This window comes from Terasakiispira papahanaumokuakeensis, from assembly GCF_001709345.1.
GTDB classification, from domain to species: domain Bacteria; phylum Pseudomonadota; class Gammaproteobacteria; order Pseudomonadales; family Halomonadaceae; genus Terasakiispira; species Terasakiispira papahanaumokuakeensis.
In genome coordinates, this window is record NZ_MDTQ01000001.1 from 2,374,329 (window position 1) to 2,393,398 (window position 19,070).

The 19,070-nt window shown below is 50.9% G+C and carries 17 protein-coding genes and 1 other RNA gene; 8 read left to right on the forward strand and 10 right to left on the reverse strand.

Annotated elements, in window-relative coordinates:
• Positions 1-49 precede the first annotated feature (49 nt).
• The 3 genes from BFW38_RS10335 to BFW38_RS10345 form a co-directional block, all read right to left on the reverse strand.
• Positions 50-2,014, reverse strand: a complete 1,965-nt coding sequence (locus tag BFW38_RS10335) for a VWA domain-containing protein (protein ID WP_068998498.1) — start codon at positions 2,012-2,014, stop codon at positions 50-52.
• A gap of 175 nt (positions 2,015-2,189) precedes the next feature.
• A complete protein-coding gene (locus BFW38_RS10340; protein WP_068998500.1) occupies positions 2,190-2,852 on the reverse strand; it encodes a YEATS-associated helix-containing protein in 663 nt (220 codons plus the stop codon).
• 287 nt (positions 2,853-3,139) lie between these two features.
• Positions 3,140-3,487, reverse strand: a complete 348-nt coding sequence (locus BFW38_RS10345; protein ID WP_068998501.1) for a hypothetical protein — start codon at positions 3,485-3,487, stop codon at positions 3,140-3,142.
• A 106-nt stretch (positions 3,488-3,593) separates the two neighbouring features.
• Between BFW38_RS10345 and BFW38_RS10350 the strand changes: the two genes are divergently transcribed.
• The 6 genes from BFW38_RS10350 to BFW38_RS10375 all read left to right on the forward strand — a co-directional run bounded on the left by BFW38_RS10350 (position 3,594) and on the right by BFW38_RS10375 (position 11,227).
• A complete protein-coding gene (locus BFW38_RS10350; RefSeq protein WP_175400968.1) occupies positions 3,594-5,651 on the forward strand; it encodes a prolyl oligopeptidase family serine peptidase in 2,058 nt (685 codons plus the stop codon).
• Positions 5,652-5,965: 314 nt separating this feature from the next.
• A complete protein-coding gene (locus BFW38_RS10355) occupies positions 5,966-7,564 on the forward strand; it encodes an ABC transporter substrate-binding protein (RefSeq protein ID WP_068998504.1) in 1,599 nt (532 codons plus the stop codon).
• 78 nt (positions 7,565-7,642) lie between these two features.
• Positions 7,643-8,680, forward strand: a complete 1,038-nt coding sequence (locus tag BFW38_RS10360; RefSeq protein ID WP_068998506.1) for an ABC transporter permease — start codon at positions 7,643-7,645, stop codon at positions 8,678-8,680.
• Positions 8,680-9,588 carry an ABC transporter permease gene (locus tag BFW38_RS10365; RefSeq protein ID WP_084004585.1) on the forward strand — a complete coding sequence of 303 codons (909 nt, stop codon included), beginning with the start codon at positions 8,680-8,682 and terminating at the stop codon, positions 9,586-9,588. The genes BFW38_RS10360 and BFW38_RS10365 overlap by 1 nt, the downstream gene beginning before the upstream one ends.
• 11 nt (positions 9,589-9,599) lie before the next feature.
• Complete coding sequence (locus BFW38_RS10370) at positions 9,600-10,448, forward strand: ABC transporter ATP-binding protein (protein ID WP_068998508.1); 849 nt, start codon at positions 9,600-9,602, stop codon at positions 10,446-10,448.
• 2 nt (positions 10,449-10,450) lie between these two features.
• The gene (locus tag BFW38_RS10375) at positions 10,451-11,227 is read left to right on the forward strand and encodes an ABC transporter ATP-binding protein (protein WP_068998510.1); all 777 of its coding nucleotides are present in this window, start codon (positions 10,451-10,453) and stop codon (positions 11,225-11,227) included.
• Positions 11,228-11,289: 62 nt separating this feature from the next.
• Here the strand turns inward: BFW38_RS10375 and BFW38_RS10380 are convergent, their stop codons facing one another.
• The 7 genes from BFW38_RS10380 to ffs form a co-directional block, all read right to left on the reverse strand.
• Positions 11,290-11,742 (reverse strand): YcgN family cysteine cluster protein, encoded by a 453-nt coding sequence (locus tag BFW38_RS10380; RefSeq protein WP_068998512.1) that lies wholly within the window; start codon positions 11,740-11,742, stop codon positions 11,290-11,292.
• Positions 11,742-12,065, reverse strand: a complete 324-nt coding sequence (locus BFW38_RS10385; RefSeq protein WP_068998514.1) for a YcgL domain-containing protein — start codon at positions 12,063-12,065, stop codon at positions 11,742-11,744. Before BFW38_RS10385 ends, BFW38_RS10380 begins: the two co-directional genes overlap by 1 nt.
• A gap of 97 nt (positions 12,066-12,162) precedes the next feature.
• Positions 12,163-13,296, reverse strand: a complete 1,134-nt coding sequence (gene rnd, locus BFW38_RS10390; protein WP_084004586.1) for a ribonuclease D — start codon at positions 13,294-13,296, stop codon at positions 12,163-12,165.
• Positions 13,297-13,446: 150 nt separating this feature from the next.
• The gene (gene recR / locus BFW38_RS10395; protein WP_069000378.1) at positions 13,447-14,046 is read right to left on the reverse strand and encodes a recombination mediator RecR; all 600 of its coding nucleotides are present in this window, start codon (positions 14,044-14,046) and stop codon (positions 13,447-13,449) included.
• A gap of 135 nt (positions 14,047-14,181) precedes the next feature.
• Complete coding sequence (locus BFW38_RS10400) at positions 14,182-14,511, reverse strand: YbaB/EbfC family nucleoid-associated protein (RefSeq protein WP_068998515.1); 330 nt, start codon at positions 14,509-14,511, stop codon at positions 14,182-14,184.
• A 30-nt stretch (positions 14,512-14,541) separates the two neighbouring features.
• Positions 14,542-16,668: a DNA polymerase III subunit gamma/tau gene (dnaX, locus tag BFW38_RS10405; protein WP_068998517.1), complete on the reverse strand. Its 2,127-nt coding sequence runs from the start codon at positions 16,666-16,668 to the stop codon at positions 14,542-14,544.
• Positions 16,669-16,884: 216 nt separating this feature from the next.
• An RNA gene (gene ffs, locus BFW38_RS10410) (signal recognition particle sRNA small type) lies at positions 16,885-16,981 on the reverse strand.
• A 364-nt stretch (positions 16,982-17,345) separates the two neighbouring features.
• Between ffs and BFW38_RS10415 the strand changes: the two genes are divergently transcribed.
• Both BFW38_RS10415 and BFW38_RS10420 read left to right on the forward strand, forming a co-directional pair.
• Entirely contained in the window at positions 17,346-17,789 is a 444-nt protein-coding gene (locus BFW38_RS10415) for a CopD family protein (protein WP_068998519.1), read from the forward strand.
• A gap of 452 nt (positions 17,790-18,241) precedes the next feature.
• Positions 18,242-19,015 (forward strand): TlyA family RNA methyltransferase, encoded by a 774-nt coding sequence (locus BFW38_RS10420; RefSeq protein WP_068998521.1) that lies wholly within the window; start codon positions 18,242-18,244, stop codon positions 19,013-19,015.
• Positions 19,016-19,070: the final 55 nt, after the last annotated feature.

Sequence of the window (19,070 nt, forward strand, 5' to 3'; positions counted from 1 at the left end):
CAACAGGCCGACATATGTCGGCCTGTTCAGTTCCTGGGTCGATTAAGCCTCAGGTTTTCTTATCGTCGTCCAGATCGAGTTCCATGTCCATATCGAAATCGTCATCATCCAGATCCAAAGGTTCATCTTCATCATAACCTGGGCTTGCTTCCATGGCTTTTTGCTGACGACGCTTTTTAAAGCGTCGGTACAACATAAACAACACCACCAGCAACAAGATATTCACGATACCAGCGGCAATATACACCCAGAGAAGGCGAGGATCATCCCAATCCTTAATCGGTCCAAAGAGGTTGCTCTCTTCCTTCGGCGCTTCAGCTTCAGCTTCAGCCTCGGCCTCAGGTTGACTCTCCTCAACCGGCTCAGCAACAGCAGGTTCTTCAGGTAGAGCGGTGACTTCCGGCTCAGGCACAAAAGCAGGCGCGTCTTCTTCAACGGGCACCGGAGGTTGCGCTTCCTCCCCCGGGCGCAAGTAAACAGGCAAAGTCAACGCCGGTAAGGTGAGATCCAAAGGTGCATCCATCAAAACACCTCGCACCCGAACGTTGATGGCCTGTGGCGCACGACGATCATGCTCGCTCAAGTCTAACACCCACTCCCGATCACCTCGGTACTCAGGTGTCAGCCCTTTATCCTGTCCAACCTGAACCTGAAACTGCAGGTTTGCTGGATCCAGCTTCGGATGTTGCGCACGTAAAATCAGCTTAGCTTCGGGCCCTTCGGCTGAGAGCTGTAAGTGTGCTGAAACAACATCCTGCACGCTCACCGGACGACTGATACTGCGTTGGAACGTTTTGCCATCAACATTCACCACGATCGACTGATCACCCAGTTGCTTAGGCCCATCAAAACGCGTGGTAAAGTGCCCCGGGTTCTGACCCTCCAGTGTCATCGCCGATTGCTGCAACACCTGATCATTCTCATCAGTCATGGTGGCCTTTACATCTAACAACGAGAGAAAATCATCTCGCTTGATCAGACTACCATCTTCAGTGAACCACGCATCTAAGGGCACAGGATAGCCGCGATAAAGCGTGGCGGGCACATCGGCAAGATTCAGTTTTAAATCAGAAATCACCGTCACGCGATTATCTGGATGCACTTCTGTTTCAATCTGCCACTCACCAGAGGCGGGCTCTTTCGCAGTAATCAGATCGTATGTACGAGTGCTATGCCAGTTCACGTTACCAGGTCGGCTTTCCTCACTATAGCGTCGACCATTAGGATCTTTCAGGAAAGTTTGCTGGCTGTCGGGCTTATGAAAGACTAGCGCCGTAAACTCATTAATGCTGTCATCAATCAGGAAACGATTATCTTGAAGCGGAACTTCTTCAACCGGCACAGAGCGCTGTAACGCTTGCATGAAGAGACTCATCAAGTCATCTGCATTATGTGCAACAGCAAAGAGCCCCCCCGTACGCTGAGCCAACGTATTTAAAAGATCCTTATCGGCATTATCCGATAGTGCGATGGTGTGAATCGTATAACCCGCTTCTTTAAGCTTGGGCAGCATTTTACGCAGGATCTGATCTCGCGAGGCCTGATTTTCACGCCGTTTAATGGCACTATTCCGAGACTCAGAAGTATCCACCATGCCATCAGACAACAGAATAATGTGTCGATCAAAACCTGGCTCAGGCTTATCAATATCGTAGCTCGCCCGCTCCAAAGCATTTTCGATATCGGTATATAAAGCGACTGAGTTGATTTTGGACGCCTGTGCACGCGCATGTTCACGCCAAGCATCATCAACCGCTTGATGCGGCACCAGCATGTTGACATAAGCGCCAAAAGTCCAAACCCCAGCTTTGCTACCCGTGGGCAACAAATCAACCAGCAATTTCAATGCTGGACGACGCAGGTTATTGGGATCGTTCTTCTTCATACTGCCCGAGATATCAATCACGGCTCGCACATCTGGGCGCGAGGCTTCCGCTGCAGTCGCCTGAGAGACCACCGTGAAGCTCAGTAGCATCAGTGCCAACCCGCATATACGGGTTATCCATTCACGCATCCCACCCTCCGCTTGGGCTTTGGCCCTTATTCTTCATTATTTTGATCCCCCCAAGATGAGCTGACTATCGCACACCCTGGCTCAAAATCAGTCACTAACCCTGCAAGATCGACTCAAACAAGACCCACTCATAAAGCAAGACCGACTAACGTAAGACCGACTAAAGCAAGACCGATTAAATAACGTTTTCAGCCATACGACGGCCGCGCTCATTCAAAAACCAACGCAACCCCCACTCAGTAGTCACTTTGCTAGCCAGACCTTTCTGCATCAGCACCTGCAAAGATTTGTGCAGAGACTGCTCATCCATCTCGACATCATTGAGCAAACTCTCTTGTGTCCGGAAGATATGGCGTCCCGTTCCCAGGACTTTCAACGTCTGTGTTGATGCCACATCGAGCCCATCCACCAAAGCCTGGTCTTCCTCTGATAAGGCCGCCATTTCGGTTTCGGTCTCAACCATCGGCAACAGTAACTCGCGAAGTTGACGCACATCTGCGGCAATTGCTTCGACGTCTTGCTTAGCCGCCTCAGAAGCCTGCAAAGTGCGATCAACATCATTGGTCACCACAACGCGAGAGGCGATCGCGGCAATCAAACATAAACCAATGTAGATCAACAACTTACCGGCATCATCTTGGCTTTGCGTGACCATTTCACTGCCGACAAGATCGAGCACAACCGGGACCAAAAAAGCCGCCCCAACACCGACCACAACGCAACGCGCCATTTTCGTGGTATCTCGATTGCTCTGATTCAGTAAAAAGTAGTTGATCAGCCCGCCAAATACTCCAGCCAGCAGCATAACTAATGTCAAAACGATGACGAATGCGACCATAATTCAGTTCCCATAGTGTTAAGCACATCGTTGATTGTGGTGTGCTCAGTTACGTTACGTACTTAACCGTGTTGTGTATTTAATTACGTTGTTTATTTAATTGAGTGATGTATCTGTGTTGTATTGCACTCAATTCCGTTGTGCATGCCATACCAAAGATTCAACAGCATGGCGGTGACCATAGATTACAAGTCTCAAGGCATGGCTCGCTCAGACTCAGCTCAACTGATTGATTAATCGTGGTTTGTTCTGTCCTTAGAAAGCGTAACTCATCGAAAGAACAAGCCTTAATCCGCATCGGCCTTATCAGTAACCATGCGGTAGCGCCGCCACCATCCTACCAATAACGCAATCCCCCAGGCCGCTAATAATGCCGCTATCATCATAATTAAAATAGGTAGACCGGCTTGTGGGCCTTGAGCCATCATCTCCAGCAGTGCCACAATCACCGCTGGCGCAACCTGCTCGGTATGTGGCCCAATAGGTGCGGGCACGACCAGACACACCAGCTCACTTAATAGAATGCCCAGCCATAAGGTAAAAGGAAGCCCGCGCAAAATACGCCAGCTGGCCAGTAACAACACTAAGCCGGAAGCCGCGTAGGCCCACCAGGCATGGAATTCAAAATCAGTCATCGTATCCCGTATATCCGGATATATTTTCAGGGTCCGACATCATGTCGGAGTGAGAGTCAATACTACTATGCCGCTGACAGAAATAAAGAAACAAGCTGTAAACCTGATGCATCAAGCGACTCAGATCAGTGACCTGGAAAATGCCGCTCACCCGACAACACAGCAGTGGTTGTCATTAGCGCAACAGCATTTTGAAAGCAGTCGTCCTAAAACATTAGAAGACACCCTATACACTGAGCTATGTGCGCGCCAGCCTTTAGCCGATCAATCGACCCCGAGTCGCGATGGAGACTGGATTTATTTTAGTCGAATTGGGGAAAACGACGACTATCCGACCTACTGGCGTTATCCTGCTGCAGGCTCAGCCGACCAAGCCCAGTGTTTTTTAGATGTCCGCCAGCTGGCTGCTCAGCACCGCTACCTAGATATCGGCAACATGGAGACCTCTCCAGACGGGATGAAACTGGCGATCAGCCTGGATACCCGTGGTGATGAACATTATTGTCTTCAGATTCTCGATCTCGAGACACAACGCTGGTTAGACTGGTCCATTGATGACATGAGCGGTGATTTTGTCTGGGCTGGCGATAGTCAAACACTGCTGATCACTCAGCTGGATGACCGTATGCGACCCGACAGCGTCTGGCGCCACCAAGTCGGTCAGCCAGAGGCTCACTGTATTTATCAGGAAACGACACGGCATTTCTGGCTCAGTTTGGGGCGGACCCTTTCGCGCCAATGGCTATTGATTGAAGCTTCCAGCAAGACCAGCACAGAAGTCCATCTACTACCGGCTGAACAACCGGACTCCCCGCTATGCTGTTTGTGGCCACGCCAAACCGACGTCGAGATCAGCGTCAATCATCAGGGCCAACACTTTATTGTTTTATCTAACCATTTAGCGCGCAGCTGTAGCCTGCATGCCCTTCCCGAACAAGCCCTTCATCTGGAAGGTCAACAAGCGCCGACATTAAAAGACTGGCAAACCATTATTGCCCCCCAAGACGACATCACACTGGACGGCTTTCAACTTCACCCTGAGCACTTGCTGATTGAAGAGCGCAGTCATCTGACCGGGCTCTGTCGGCTCAAAGTAATGGACTGGCCAAAAGCCAATCAGCAGGGGCATATCCCAGCACCGGGACAATCGCTCAACTATGTCGTCAAAACACCGGATGACTTATGTAGTTTGGATATTCTGCCTTCAGAATACCCTGCAAATGGACAAGCCCGCCTGGTTTTTGAATCACTCAGGCACCCGGCGGAAACTTGGTCTTTATCATTAGATTCCGGCAACCACCAAGTATTGAAACAACAACAGGTGCACAACTTTGACAGTGCCGCCCTCAGCACCCGCTATTGCAGCGTTCTTTCAAGTGATGGCGCAGAAGTCCCCTTGCTCCTAGTCGCTCGTCGAGAGGTGCTCGAAAATGGCCATGCACCTCTAGTGATTTATGGTTACGGCGCTTACGGCGACTGCCTCGACCCTTGGTTTTCATCAGCCCGGCTAAGCTTACTGGACCGGGGATGGATTTACGCTATTGCTCAAGTTCGAGGCGGCTCAGAAAAAGGGGATCAGTGGTACCAGGCCGGGCGGCAGCAGCACAAGCCTCATTCCTTTGACGATCTAGAAGCGTGTATTCGTTATGTGCTCGAAGAGAAGCTCACCAGCCCCGCTCAACTGGCGCTATGGGGCGGTAGTGCGGGCGGTCTTTTAGTCGGCGCGACCCTTAATCGATGCCCAGAATTGATCGGTACAGCGTTAATGGAAGTGCCCTTCGTTGACTGCTTAAGAGCCATGCAGGACCCTTCTCTACCGTTAACGGAAGAAGAATATGAAGAGTGGGGCAATCCGTCAGATCCCGATATATTGGCTTTGATGCAGCAATATGATCCGATCAACAACTTGCCCCAGACTCGGCTACCTGAAGTACTCATGACCACAGGCCTGAATGATCCCCGAGTCCCTTACTGGCAGGTGCTGAAGTATTATGTTCAGTGGTGGACGCAGAATACGGATCCACAGCGTGAGCCTTTATTATATTGCCAGGACGAAGGCCATAGCGGTGCCAGCGCGCGCTTTGAAGGGTTCAGAGAAACAGCACGACTTTTAACCTTTCTTATTCATCATCAACCCTCTTCAACGACAGTCAGCACCTCATAATGCAGACGACATAAAACATCTAAGCCCCAGGATATTCCTGGGGTTTTTATTCATTCAGACTAAAGACTATTCGACCATTTTCCTATACATCATACATCACATGTTTATTGATTCATCCCCTTATATCCCCTAGCTTAACCCTTAAGTCGTGCTTAGGGCCTGCAATGTGCTCATGCCCCTTTACCCCCAAAAAATTCAGTCCCAAGCCACCGATCACGGTCTTATCAAGATTAAGGCTTTCTCCTTAAGAGCAACCTTTTAGACCTTACAGTGACCCAAAGTGACCTTTAACAATTACAATAGGAACGTCAGTCATGAAGTGTCTTAAATTACTGACTACAGGCTTACTCAGTCTGTTAATCAGCATTAGTAGTCATGCGCAAACCCCATCAGATCAATTGATCATTGGGATGAGCATGAATAACCTTCTTTCCCTTGACCCAGCAGCTGCGACAGGTCTAGATGTTGTCAGTATTAATGCCAACCTTTATGACACGCTAATTGAACTTGATGTCGACAATCCGGCTCAAGTCAATCCAGGTCTGGCCGAAAGCTGGGAAATCAGCGATGACGGACGCACAATCACCTTCAAGATTCGTTCTGGTGTACAGTTCCACTCAGGAGAACCGCTCACGGCAAAAGATGTCGCCTGGTCCCTGCAACGGGTACTGAAACTGAATCTTGCATTGGCGACAACCTGGAAAACTTATGGCTTCACTGCCGACAACGTTGAGCAGTACATGCGGGCCACCGATGACCACACCTTCGTATTGGAACTGCCCGAAGCAACCGATCCTCAACTCGTTGTTTATACCCTAGGGAGCTCTCCCAGCGCCTTTATTCTTGACCGTAAAACGGTCTTGGAACACCAAGAAGACGGTGATTTGGGCCACCAATGGCTGACATCAAATGCAGCCGGTTCAGGCGCTTTTATCTTAAACCGGTGGAGAGCCAAAGAACTTCTGCTGATGAGCCGTAATGATTATTATTGGCGTGAACCATCCCAATTACGACGCGTGATCATGCGACACATGAATGAGTCGCAATCCCTACGTTTGATGATGGAACGCGGCGATATCGACGTTGCCTACGGCATGTCAGTACCCGATATTGAAGCCATGCGTAAAACAGCCAACGTCGATATTCAGGCTGTTCAACGCGGTACTATGTACTATGCCGCTGTCAGCATGAAAGATCCAAAATATGCCAAACAAAAAGTGCGTGAGGCCATTCGCAGCTTGATTGACTACCGCGGCATTAATAAAAGTGTCATGCAGGATTACGGGGTATTTCACCAGCGCCCAGTCAAACTAGGACTGGAGGCAACATTACCTGAACCGGGCTATCAATTAGATGTTGAAAAGGCCAAAAAACTTTTGGCTGAAGCCGGTTATCCAAATGGATTCAAGACCTCAATTCGCGTTTTATCCGAAACCCCTTTTATTAATATTGCGACCAATATCCAGTCGACATTAGCACAAGCCGGTATTGATGCCAGCATCATCACGGGGACAGGTAATCAGGTTTATGGCGCCATGCGAGATCGTGATTTTGAAATCATTGTAGGTCGTGGTGGTGGCGGTATCGAACCACATCCATACTCAAGCTTACGCTCTTTAGTCTATAACCCAGACAACCGAGATGAAGCCAAACTCACAAACTTCCAAGGCTGGCGCACAGGCTTCTACAGCCCCGAAATCAACCAATTAATTGAAAACGCTTTAGTCGAAAAAGATGCCGATAAACAACTGAGCATGTATCGGGATGTGCAGCGGCTTTATGACGAAAAAGTCGGGGCTATTTTCCCAATTTCACAAATGGTTAACACCGTCGCATTGCGGAGTGACGTACAGCATTATCGTGTTCACCCAGCAGCGACAACACGCCTGCGTGAAGTTTCTAAGCAACGTTGAGGCTCAGTCACAAGTTAATGGTGAGTCGCAAGTTCATCGTGAGTCACGAATTAATGGTAAGTCACGAGGAGCCCAATCATGGCATTTTCGTCTGACACTATGGCATCACGCGTCACTCAACGGTTACTCCATCGGATGGTGACCGTCAGTATTACACTCTTTGGCCTTTTGGCATTGACCTTCATGATTGGTCGTGTCATGCCAATTGACCCCGTACTGACGGTTGTCGGCCCGGATGCCGATAGCTCTACCTATGAACAGGTTTATCAGGAAATGGGGCTGGACCAGCCCCTACTGGTACAGTTTGGGATTTATCTACAAGATCTCGCTCATGGTGATCTGGGGAATGCGCTATTAACAGGAAAGCCAGTGCTAGATGACATTATCCGCGTATTCCCTGCCACATTGGAACTCGCCACGGTAGCCATTATTTTCGGCATCGTGATTGGCATCCCCATGGGGGTCTACGCCGCGACTCAAAAGGGACGATTGACCGATCACATTATCCGAGTCATCAGCCTATTTGGTTACTCTACTCCTGTCTTCTGGGTTGGCATGATGGGCTTATTAATCTTCTATGCCTGGCTGAATTGGGTTGGAGGCTCTGGCCGTGTTGGGCTCGCTTACGAAGGGTTAGTTGAACCTGTCACAGGCATGATTCTGATTGACTCAATCATCGCCCGGGATTGGGAGGTCCTGGCCAGCGCACTCAACCACGTCGTGCTACCCGCCTTTATCCTAGGGTTGAATTCAGTCTCTTTCATCGCACGAATGACCCGCAGCTTCATGCTGGAGCAGCTGTCTCAGGAATACATTCTGACCGCTCGTGTTAAAGGCCTGCCGGAGCGCACAGTGATCTGGCGTCATGCTTTCCGCAACATCCTTGTGCAACTATTAACCATTGTGGCGCTGGCCTATGGCTCACTGCTCGAAGGCGCTGTCTTGATTGAAACCGTCTTTGCCTGGCCCGGTTTTGGTCAATACCTCACCAGTAGCATGATGCTGGGCGATATGAACGCTGTGATGGCCTCAGTACTACTCATCGGTCTGATGTTTGTCACCTTAAACCTGGTCACAGACATGCTTTACCCCATTTTCGACCCGAGGACGCGCTGATGACTGCTGAAACTTCAATGACCGCCTCAACCTCAATGGGTTCTACGCATCCCAATCGATATCAAGCCCTATGGACGCTTTGTCAGGATAGCACCAAGCGCTTACTGAAAAACCCGCTCACTGCAGTGGGGCTTGGTGTCGTCATTATGTTGTTATTAGTCGCTCTATTTGCACCTTGGCTCGCCACGCATGATCCACTCGTGCAGAACCTCAATAACACCCTGAGCGCCCCCAGCGCAGCTCATTGGTTTGGTACCGATGAATTTGGCCGTGATATTTACAGCCGTTTGGTCCATGGTGCCCGAATTACGCTGTATATCATTTCACTGGTCACCGTCATTGTGGGCCCTATTGGTCTGGCCATAGGCGCGATATCAGGCTACTTCGGGGGCTGGGTGGATACGCTATTCATGCGAATCACCGATATTTTCATCTCTTTCCCGAGTCTTGTCCTGGCGCTGGCTTTCGTCGCCGCCTTAGGGGCGGGCCTGGAGCATGCGGTCATTGCCATCGCCCTGACCTCCTGGCCCCCTATTGCACGCTTAGCCCGTGCCGAGACCCTACAGCTCAGACAAGCCGACTATATTGTCGCCGTTCAACTGCAGGGCGCCTCTTCAGCGCGTATTTTGTGCCGTCACATTGTGCCGATGTGTTTATCGTCCGTCATTGTTCGCCTGACCATGAATATGGCCAGCATCATCCTGACAGCAGCAGGTTTAGGCTTTTTAGGGTTAGGTGCGCAACCGCCACTTCCCGAATGGGGGGCGATGATTTCAACTGGACGAAGCTACATGCTGGAATCCTGGTGGCTGGTTGCCTTCCCCGGCGGCGCCATCTTATTGGTCAGCCTCGCCTTCAATCTATTAGGTGACGGCTTACGTGACCTACTCGATCCACGTAGCGAATAACAGGAGCCGAGATGACAACATCAAAACTGACGGTCAAAAATCTGGGCGTTCGCTTCAATCAAGATGGCCACTTTGTCGATGCGGTGCGTAACGTATCCTTTACGCTCGGACAAGAAAAGCTGGCGATTGTAGGAGAATCGGGTTCAGGTAAATCCACAGTAGGCCGCAGCTTATTACGCCTTCACCCACGTACCGCTGAGATCAAAGCTGACGCACTTCAGTTCGGCGATATCGACTTGCGCCACGCATCAGACAAAACCATACAGCAGTTACGTGGCGGCCGCATGGCCATGATCATGCAAGATCCCAAATACTCTTTGAATCCGGTAATGAAAGTGGGCGATCAAATCGCTGAGGCCTACCGTGCTCATCACCGTGCCACGCGTAAAAGTGCCAAGCAGAAAACCTTGGAGATGCTTGATAAAGTCCATATTCGTGACCCAGAGCGTGTCTACGATCTTTATCCTCACGAGGTTTCCGGTGGTATGGGTCAGCGCATCATGATTGCGATGATGATGATTCCCGAACCAGAAGTCATTATTGCCGATGAGCCCACCTCAGCACTGGATGTATCTGTCCAGCAACAAGTACTCAGCATTCTTGATGAATTGGTGACAGAACACCACCTGGGACTCATTTTCATCAGTCACGACCTCAACCTGGTCCGTCAGTTCTGTGACCGAGTGCTCGTCATGTATGCCGGCCAAGTGGTCGAATCGATTGCAGCCGCTGACCTTGACCATGCTGAACACCCCTACACACAAGGCCTGTTAAGTGCACTTCCCAGTGTGACAGAAAGACGTCCACGCTTACCGGTACTTCAGCGAGATCCTCGCTGGTTGACAGCAACAGGAGCTTAACCATGACAATGATTGATATTCAGTCACTTGATTTAAGCTTTGGTCATGGGGCTCAACAAGCCCATATCCTGAAGTCGATCCAACTGGCGATCGACGAAGGCGAATCCTTTGGCCTAGTCGGTGAGTCTGGATCGGGTAAAACCACAATTTTACGTTGCTTAGCAGGCCAATATAACCATTGGACAGGCCATATCAGTGTCAACAATCAACGGCTTTCTCATCGGTTGGACCGAGCGCGGTGCCGTTTGATGCAAATGGTGTTTCAGGACCCTTATGGCTCGCTTCATCCACGCCATACCATTGAGAGTATTTTGGCTGAGCCATTAAAAATTCATGGTATTGATCAACGCCATGAACGTATTGGTCAACTATTGAGCAAAGTCGGGTTAGATGACAGCTTCCGCTACCGTTTCCCTCACCAACTGTCTGGAGGGCAACGCCAACGGGTCGCCATTGCGCGGGCGCTGATTTTAGAGCCAAGAATTCTGCTGCTAGACGAGCCAACGTCCGCTCTGGATGTATCGGTCCAAGCTGAAATATTAAATCTACTCTCAGAGTTACGTCAGCGAGAAGGGCTCACTTACCTCATGGTGACACATGACCTTGGAGTCGTCGCTCACCTCTGCGATCGCATTGCCGTCATGCAACACGGTGAAATTCTGGAGGTTCTGGGGACTGATGAACTGTTAGCAGGGCAAGCACAACATCCATACACTCAAATGCTGATTACTCATAGCCGCCATAAAAGTGAAGTACCAGGGCAAGTGACTAGGGTCTGATAAAAGGCACGCCTCCTGAGACAAGGGAGGCGCTTATCTTGCTTTTATAATGGACCTTGCTTTTACAATGGAAGCTGGGGCTTGATCCACAAAATAATATGATCTTCGTAATCCTCTTCATCCACATCGGCCTCACTCACGGTACGATGACGCACGCTAATACCCGCTTCGTGCACACTGTCTGCACGCCCCGAAATGAGCGGATGCCATACCGGCAAAGGACGATCTTGGTAGCGCAGCCGATAAGCGCATGTCGGCGGCAACCAATCATAAATTTCATCTTCTTGCGCTCGAATCGACAGACAATCCGGCACTTGCTTTAAACGATTAGGATAGTCGCGACAACGGCACTGTTCAGGATCAAATAAATGACAGGCGATATCAGTAAAGAAGACCGCATCATCATCTTCATCCTGCAACTTATGCAGGCAACAACGCCCGCAGCCATCGCATAAGGCTTCCCATTCATCGTTAGACAATGAAGCTAAAGGGGCTTCCCAAAAACGTTCGCGCATTAAGCCCCCGGTGCCGGGCTGGAAGGCGGCAAGACACTCTCCACTTTAGGTGGCATCTGAAGATAAAACCCTTGTTCACGAATCGCGCTAATCACATCGGTCACATTCGCCCTAGCCAGTGAGCGCTCCGGGTGAAGAATCAACGTCATGACCGATTGCGGCGACCCGAACTGTTTCAACAAAGGTTCAGGCACATCAGCTAGGCCTTGTCGCTTATCCACGTAGAGATACATTTCATCTTTACGCGGGCTGCGATAGATCTCACACAACAGGCGATGCTCCCCTAACTCATGGCGACTGGATTGATTCGAATGTTGCGTCATGATGTCTTCACTCAATAATGAATCGGTACCCGTTACCCATACAAGGGCTAATCGATACAGGCCTTAATCAACACCCATCAATGAAGGCTTTGATAGATTAAGCCGGTGCGCCCAAGACATCGGCAAGCAACAAACGTCGCCATTGGGGCCAATCAGCAGGCAATGTCACAGGCTGGCCCGCCAGCTGCTCGGCAATCCATTGTTCCATCTGTTTACGCCTCACCAATAACTCTGGGGACAACCCGTGCTGCTCAGCTAATGTTTTAAGGCGCTCACGCCATTGCTTACGCAGTTGCTTGTACTCAGGGGCGGTTGGATTAGGCAGCGGTTTGGGCCACTCCTGGCGCGGTACCGCTTGCGCCTGTTGAATCAGCCCCAGCACTTCACGTCCTGACTGCTTAATCCACCCCGGACTGGCCTCTTCCAGTTGCGCCAATTGGGGTAAACTTTCAGGTAATTGTTCGCAAAGCGATTGCAACAACCCATCAGACGCCACTCGACTCCGTGGAATATCGCGCTCACGGCACCGCTCTTCGCGCCAAATACACAAGGCGCGCAACACCTGCAAACCCCGTGAATCCAAACGCCATGCTTGACGCACTCGCCAATAACTCTCGGCATCGTCCGTCGTCATCCTCGCCTCTCGGACCAAAGATTCGCCCTCTTGCATCACAATATCGAGACGCTCACAACCCGCAATAGGCGCTTGCCCAGCTAAACGATTCAATAACTTAGCCCACAAGGGCAGCAACCAAGCCACATCCTGGGCCGCGTAATGCTGTTGGCTCTCAGTGAGAGGACGCTGTAACCAATCAGAGCGCGTCTCACCTTTATCCAATTGAATATCTAATAAGGTATCCACCAAACGCTGATAGCCCATCCCGGAATCAAGACCTGCAAAGGCAGCAGCAATTTGCGTATCCACCACAGGGGCTGGCACCAACTGTAGCCACCCTTTAAAGACTTCAAGATCTTCCGAACAACTATGTAGAATCTTCAGTGGCCCACTGGTGAGCACCTCACGTAATGGTGCAACATCATTCAGGGTTAAAGGATCAATTAAATAACACGCCTCGCCATCACTGACTTGCAACAGAGCCGGACGTGGAAAAAACGTCGTGGTCCGAATAAATTCTGTATCCAGAGCCAATACTGGGAGGTGTTGCCACTGTGCACAATATTGAGCCAGTGACGCGTCATCACTCACCCAGATCATAGGCTGATCGGACATGTTCAATTCCTGTTTAAAACGACAAAATAGCTCAATATTAATAACGACTACCGAGCATTAACCATGACGATTGAATATTAACGATGATCGTTGAATATTAATGTGCCGGTTAAATATTCATTGGCACCCAGCCAGATAACCCCATAGATCTCAATCAAACTGACCACGCCCGACTAAAGCACGCGACAAGGTACCACCATCTACATATTCCAGTTCACCGCCCAATGGCACGCCATGGGCCAAGCGAGTCACTCGAATCCCTAAAGGGCGCAGCAACTCATGCACATAATGTGCGGTTGTTTCACCTTCGGCAGTGGGATTGGTGGCTAGAATCACCTCTTCGATCGCCCCATCTTGAACACGAGACAAAAGATCATCCAGCCCTAAATCCTCAGGACCAATCCCTTCAATGGGAGAAAGATGGCCCAATAGCACAAAATAATGACCGTCATAAATCCCAGTCTGTTCCAACGCCAACATATCCGCTGGCGTTTCAACCACACAGAGCATGTGTTCATTGCGCTTACTACTGCGGCAAATACGACACTCGGGTTCCTCAGTCAATGTCCGGCAACGGCGGCAATGGCCAACTTGATCCAACGCCTCTTGCAGAATCTGGGCCAAGCGTCGTCCACCCTCCCGGTCTCGTTCCAGAAGATGAAGCGCCATACGCTGAGCACTACGAGGCCCCACGCCGGGTAAACACCGCAACGCTTCCATGAACTGTTCGATCAAAGGGCTGAACTGCATGCATTCCTCATAACCAGCAAAGCGCCGCCGAGGCCATGCCAAGGGGCGCATCCAGTAATATCAATGACGCCAAAGCAGAGACCGAAGCGTATCCGGACTCACCCAAGCAGAAAAAGCTGACTCCAACACCGTTAATTAAAAAGGCATTTTAAACCCAGGAGGTAATGGCATCCCCTGGGTTAACTCTTCCATTTTATCTTTAGAAGCCTGCTCAACTTTTCGTACCGCATCATTAACCGCCGCCGCCAGCAAATCTTCCAACATGTCTTTATCTTCGGACATCAGGCTTTCATCAATATCCACCTTACGGACATCATGACGACCGGTCATGGTCACTTTCACCATGCCAGCACCGGATTCACCATCGACAGTGACATTGGCAGCTTCTTCCTGCATTTTTTGCATCTTTTCCTGCATTTCCTGGGCTTGCTTCATGATATTGCCCATTCCGCCTTTGCCAAACATGCCTCACCTCCACCTAGCGGTCATCAATATTTAACGGCCCTCACCCTCAGCGGGCGGGGCAGGTTCAACACTCGCTTCATCCAACTGCGCATCAAATTGTTGGATGAATATTTGAATATTGGGGTCCTGACGTAACTTTTCCAATGCCTGAGCCTTACGTGCGGCCGTAATCTTTTGCTGACGCAGTAACGGACTATCTTCCGGCAGCGGTTCCTGAGCGACAACCTCTAACTGCACCTGAGTATTCAGTGCAGTACTCAACTGTGCCGTGAGCGCTTGTTCGGCCATCCCCGTCAATACACTGCGCACCCTGGGCGGGGCCGCCAACCTCAACAATGGAGGCTCACTCGCCAGCCAACAGCACTCACCCGCCAGGCTCGCCTCCCAGCCTGATAGCCCTAACTGAGGATACACTGACAGCCAGTGCTCATTGGATTCAGGCCATGCCACCTCAGCCACCGTCTGTGGCACCGGCGGCATTTCAATATTCGGCGATGGCCGCGTACCGGTAGCGCGCTCAGAAGGGTCAGCTAACGCTGAGGGCTCAGCGGGTCGCGGCGGGGCCGTTGTTGTCGGTTCAGGAGTAGACCACTGAGCAGGCCCGTCCCAAGGCGCTGAGGACGGCGCTTGCCCAGCGTCAGCATCAGGTGCCACACCCGACTCAGACATACTGGCTTCAGACACGCTAGTTTCAGACACACTGGCTGCAGACACACTGGCCTCAGAGACGATGTCAGGTACAACCTCAGACATGGCCTGCCTATCTGGTCTAGGCGACTCAGACTGCGTTTCCGCCTGATCATGAGATGGCGTATCCGACACAGCAAAACCGGGCGACTCCACCGAAGGCATCGCCGGTGCAGCCGCATCAGGCTTTGGGGGCTCAGGCGGCGCCTCATTCAGAGGAGGAGAAGATCCTGCTTGTGGACCGCTCGGCTCGAAGTCAGTGGTTTGAGCACCAGCGGCCTGATATCCAGCAGCTTGGGGGTCAGCGGTTTGGAGGGCTGAGGCTTGGGTCATCGGTTGTGATGACGCCTCTGCCTGTAAAGAAACTTCCGGCAGCTCAGGAATCCCTTGAGGACGAAAAGCCAACATCCGCAACAAGGCCATCTCTAACCCAGTCCGAGGGTCAGGCGATAAAGGGAGATCACGACGCGATTCAATCGCAATCTGATAATACAACTGCACTTCTTCAGCGGGGAGCCGTTGTGCTAATGCCAATAGATGGTCACGCTCACCGAAGCTGTCGTCCAACGCCTCTGGCACCATCTGCGCCAATGTCAAACGATGCAGCAAACGCGCTAAATCCTCCAGCACAGCAGCAAAATCAGGGGCTTGCTCAGCCAACTGAGCCACTTCATTAAGTAAGGAAGCGGCATCATGCGCCACCAGCGCCGCCAATAACGCCTGCAAGTGACGATGATCCAGTACGCCCAGCATGCTGGTCACCGCATCAACCCGGACCTCGCCCTGACCAAACGCAATGGCCTGATCAGTCAACGATAAGGCATCACGCATCGAACCATCAGCAGCGCGCCCGAGCAACTTCAGCGCAGCATCATCAAAGGGCACATTCTCAGCGTTCAGCACATGCTGCAAATGCCCCGCAACTCGCTCCGGGGACATATTCTTCAACTGCAGCTGCAAACAACGCGACAAGATCGTCATCGGCAATTTCTGCGGGTCCGTCGTGGCCAGCAGAAACTTTACATGGGCAGGCGGCTCTTCAAGCGTTTTCAACAACGCATTAAAACTATGAGTGGAGAGCATGTGCACTTCGTCGATCAGATAGACCTTAAAACGGCCTCGCGTCGGCGAATACTGCACATTATCGAGTAGCTCTCGGGTATCTTCGACCTTGGTACGGCTGGCCGCATCAACTTCAATTAAATCAACGAAGCGACCCTCATCAATCTCACGACAAGTACCACACTCACCACAAGGTTGGCTGGTCACACCGGTTTCACAATTCAGGCATTTCGCCAGAATACGGGCGATCGTCGTTTTGCCGACGCCGCGGGTGCCGGTAAACAGATAGGCATGATGCAGACGATCCTGATCCAGTGCATTAATTAACGCTTTTTGCACATGGGTCTGGCCGACCAGTTCATGAAAGTTCTTGGGCCGCCATTTGCGGGCCAGCACTTGATAGCTCATCGACTTGGGGAAACTTCCAGACACAAGGATGAAAACACTAGCATGCGAAGCGACAACATGCACGAACCCTGCAGCCTAACAGACCACAAAGGGAGGCTCAGATATGCCGCAACCACCCACAGGCCATCCTATCGAGGTTAAATGAACAAATGCGAGCTCATCACAGGCCGAAACAATACGGCCGGACTCTATTCATACCCCTAAAATGGAGACAGCCCCTGCCAGCCACATCCCGGCACACACGTCCATCGCTACCGTTGCTCCCTTCCGGGCCTGGCGGGGTTCACGATTTAGTGTTGCGGGAGGACCGACAGGGGCCGCCACATCACGTCATTAAGGAATAAAAAAGCGGATAACTAATTGATCACACTAGATTCCCAAACAACGGCGGCGATATTACCAGCCACACCGCCACACCGCAACCACCACTTATCATCAGGACCGACAAACACCACTAAGCCTTTACTTCAGTCAAACGAAAAATGAAGTCAAGGACAAACGTACAAAGCACATCATCCGTGCTGACATCAATGTCTCCGCCCTTATCTTGAGTACACTAGCGCACCATAAGCACAACGACTTATTACGACATCGACAGCACCAGGACAAAACCACAAGCAATCAAATGACAGGCTGTACAATCGTAAAAGTCATCACCACAAAAGAGAACTGAAATCATGTATGGGCTATTACTGACGCTACACCTATTAGCCGCCAGCATCTGGACAGGTGGGCATATTATTCTTTCATTGATCATATTGCCGCGTGTGTTAAAAGAGCGCTCACCTGAACGCTTATTAGCGTTTGAATCGGCTTACGAAAAAATAGGTATGCCTGCCTTAGTCGTCCAAATTGTGACCGGCTTAACCTTGGCCTATCAAATGCTCCCTCATATTCCCTCATGGTTTGATATGTCCATCCCTATCGCACACGGCATCGTCGCTAAACTCATATTATTGGGCTTGACGGTTGTTTTCGCTTTAGATGCAAGACTCCGCGTTGTGCCGAAACTGTCACCCGCTAACCTCAACGATATGGCATTCCACATCATTGCCGTCACGATATTCTCCATCCTTTTCGTTATAGTAGGCGTATCGTTTAGAGCGGGCTGGTGGTTTTAGTTTTAACGGGGGCTAGTCATTTTAAAAAGTGTTTTGCCGCCAGTCCTGCCCCCTCTGGCCGCTATTCACACCATGCGATGGCCCTCATCAATACCGCACTCACTAATACCGCACTCACTAATACCCACTCATCACTACGACACTACGACAGCAATATGTCGCTATATTCATAACACTAGAGACGCCTTCCAAAGACGCTATACTCCCCCACTTACTGTCATCACCATTGATATCATGGTGGTGTTATGGCCATGGTGCCAATAGCGATGCATTCAAAGATCTGCACGACCGTCGGCCTCATGACACATCAACACGATTCAAGTCACGCGGCGAACGATAGTGACAACCTTTCTTTGATATGAATAATAGCCAGCTATGTGCAGACCATCGGCGACCTTTGAATCGCCACTCAAACCAGCCACTCGACTAACCCGCCACCCCGTGGAGCAAAGATGCAACGACTCGACCGCTTATTGCTTGAGCAAGGCTTATGTGCGACACGAACTCAAGCGCAGAATGCGATTCACTCTGGTCGGGTCCGTCTCTATGCGCCTAATGCTCAAGGGGTGTCATCTTGGCAAACCGTGACCAAACCGGGTCTAAAGTTGCCTGAATCGGCCCAACTTGAGGTGACACCCGATCCCGCAGACCGTTTTGTCTCACGCGGCGCGCTTAAACTCGCCGGAGCATTAGAAGCGCTGTCACTGGATGTCTCCGGGATGACCGCACTGGATGTGGGTCAGTCCACCGGGGGGTTTACAGATGCCCTACTGCAATCGGGGGTCAGTCGTGTGGTCGGCGTTGATGTCGGACATGATCAGCTACATCCCAAACTCAAAGCAGATCCTAGAGTTACGGGGCTTGAAGGTGTCAATGCCCGCGCGCTCCCTATTGACTCATTACACGCCGCGATCGAGCCCGAATTAGGCTTTGATTTGATCGTCATGGACGTTTCGTTTATTTCTCAAACCCTGATCCTGCCGGGTCTGCCGCAACTGCTCAAACCTTCAGGGCATTTGATTTCACTGGTTAAACCACAGTTTGAAGTTGGGCGGGAGCATGTCGGTAAAGGCGGTATTGTGCGGGATACACAGTGCTATCAGCAGGTAAAGACACGCATCATTGAGCGCTGTGAAACACTGGGGCTCAATGTACAACACTGGATGGAAAGCCCTATTCAGGGTGGAGACGGTAACCGTGAGTTTCTGTTATATGCCCAAAAATAAAACGCTCATGAGAGGCCCACTGAGCTCACAGGCGAGTGTCATTGTTTAAGCACTT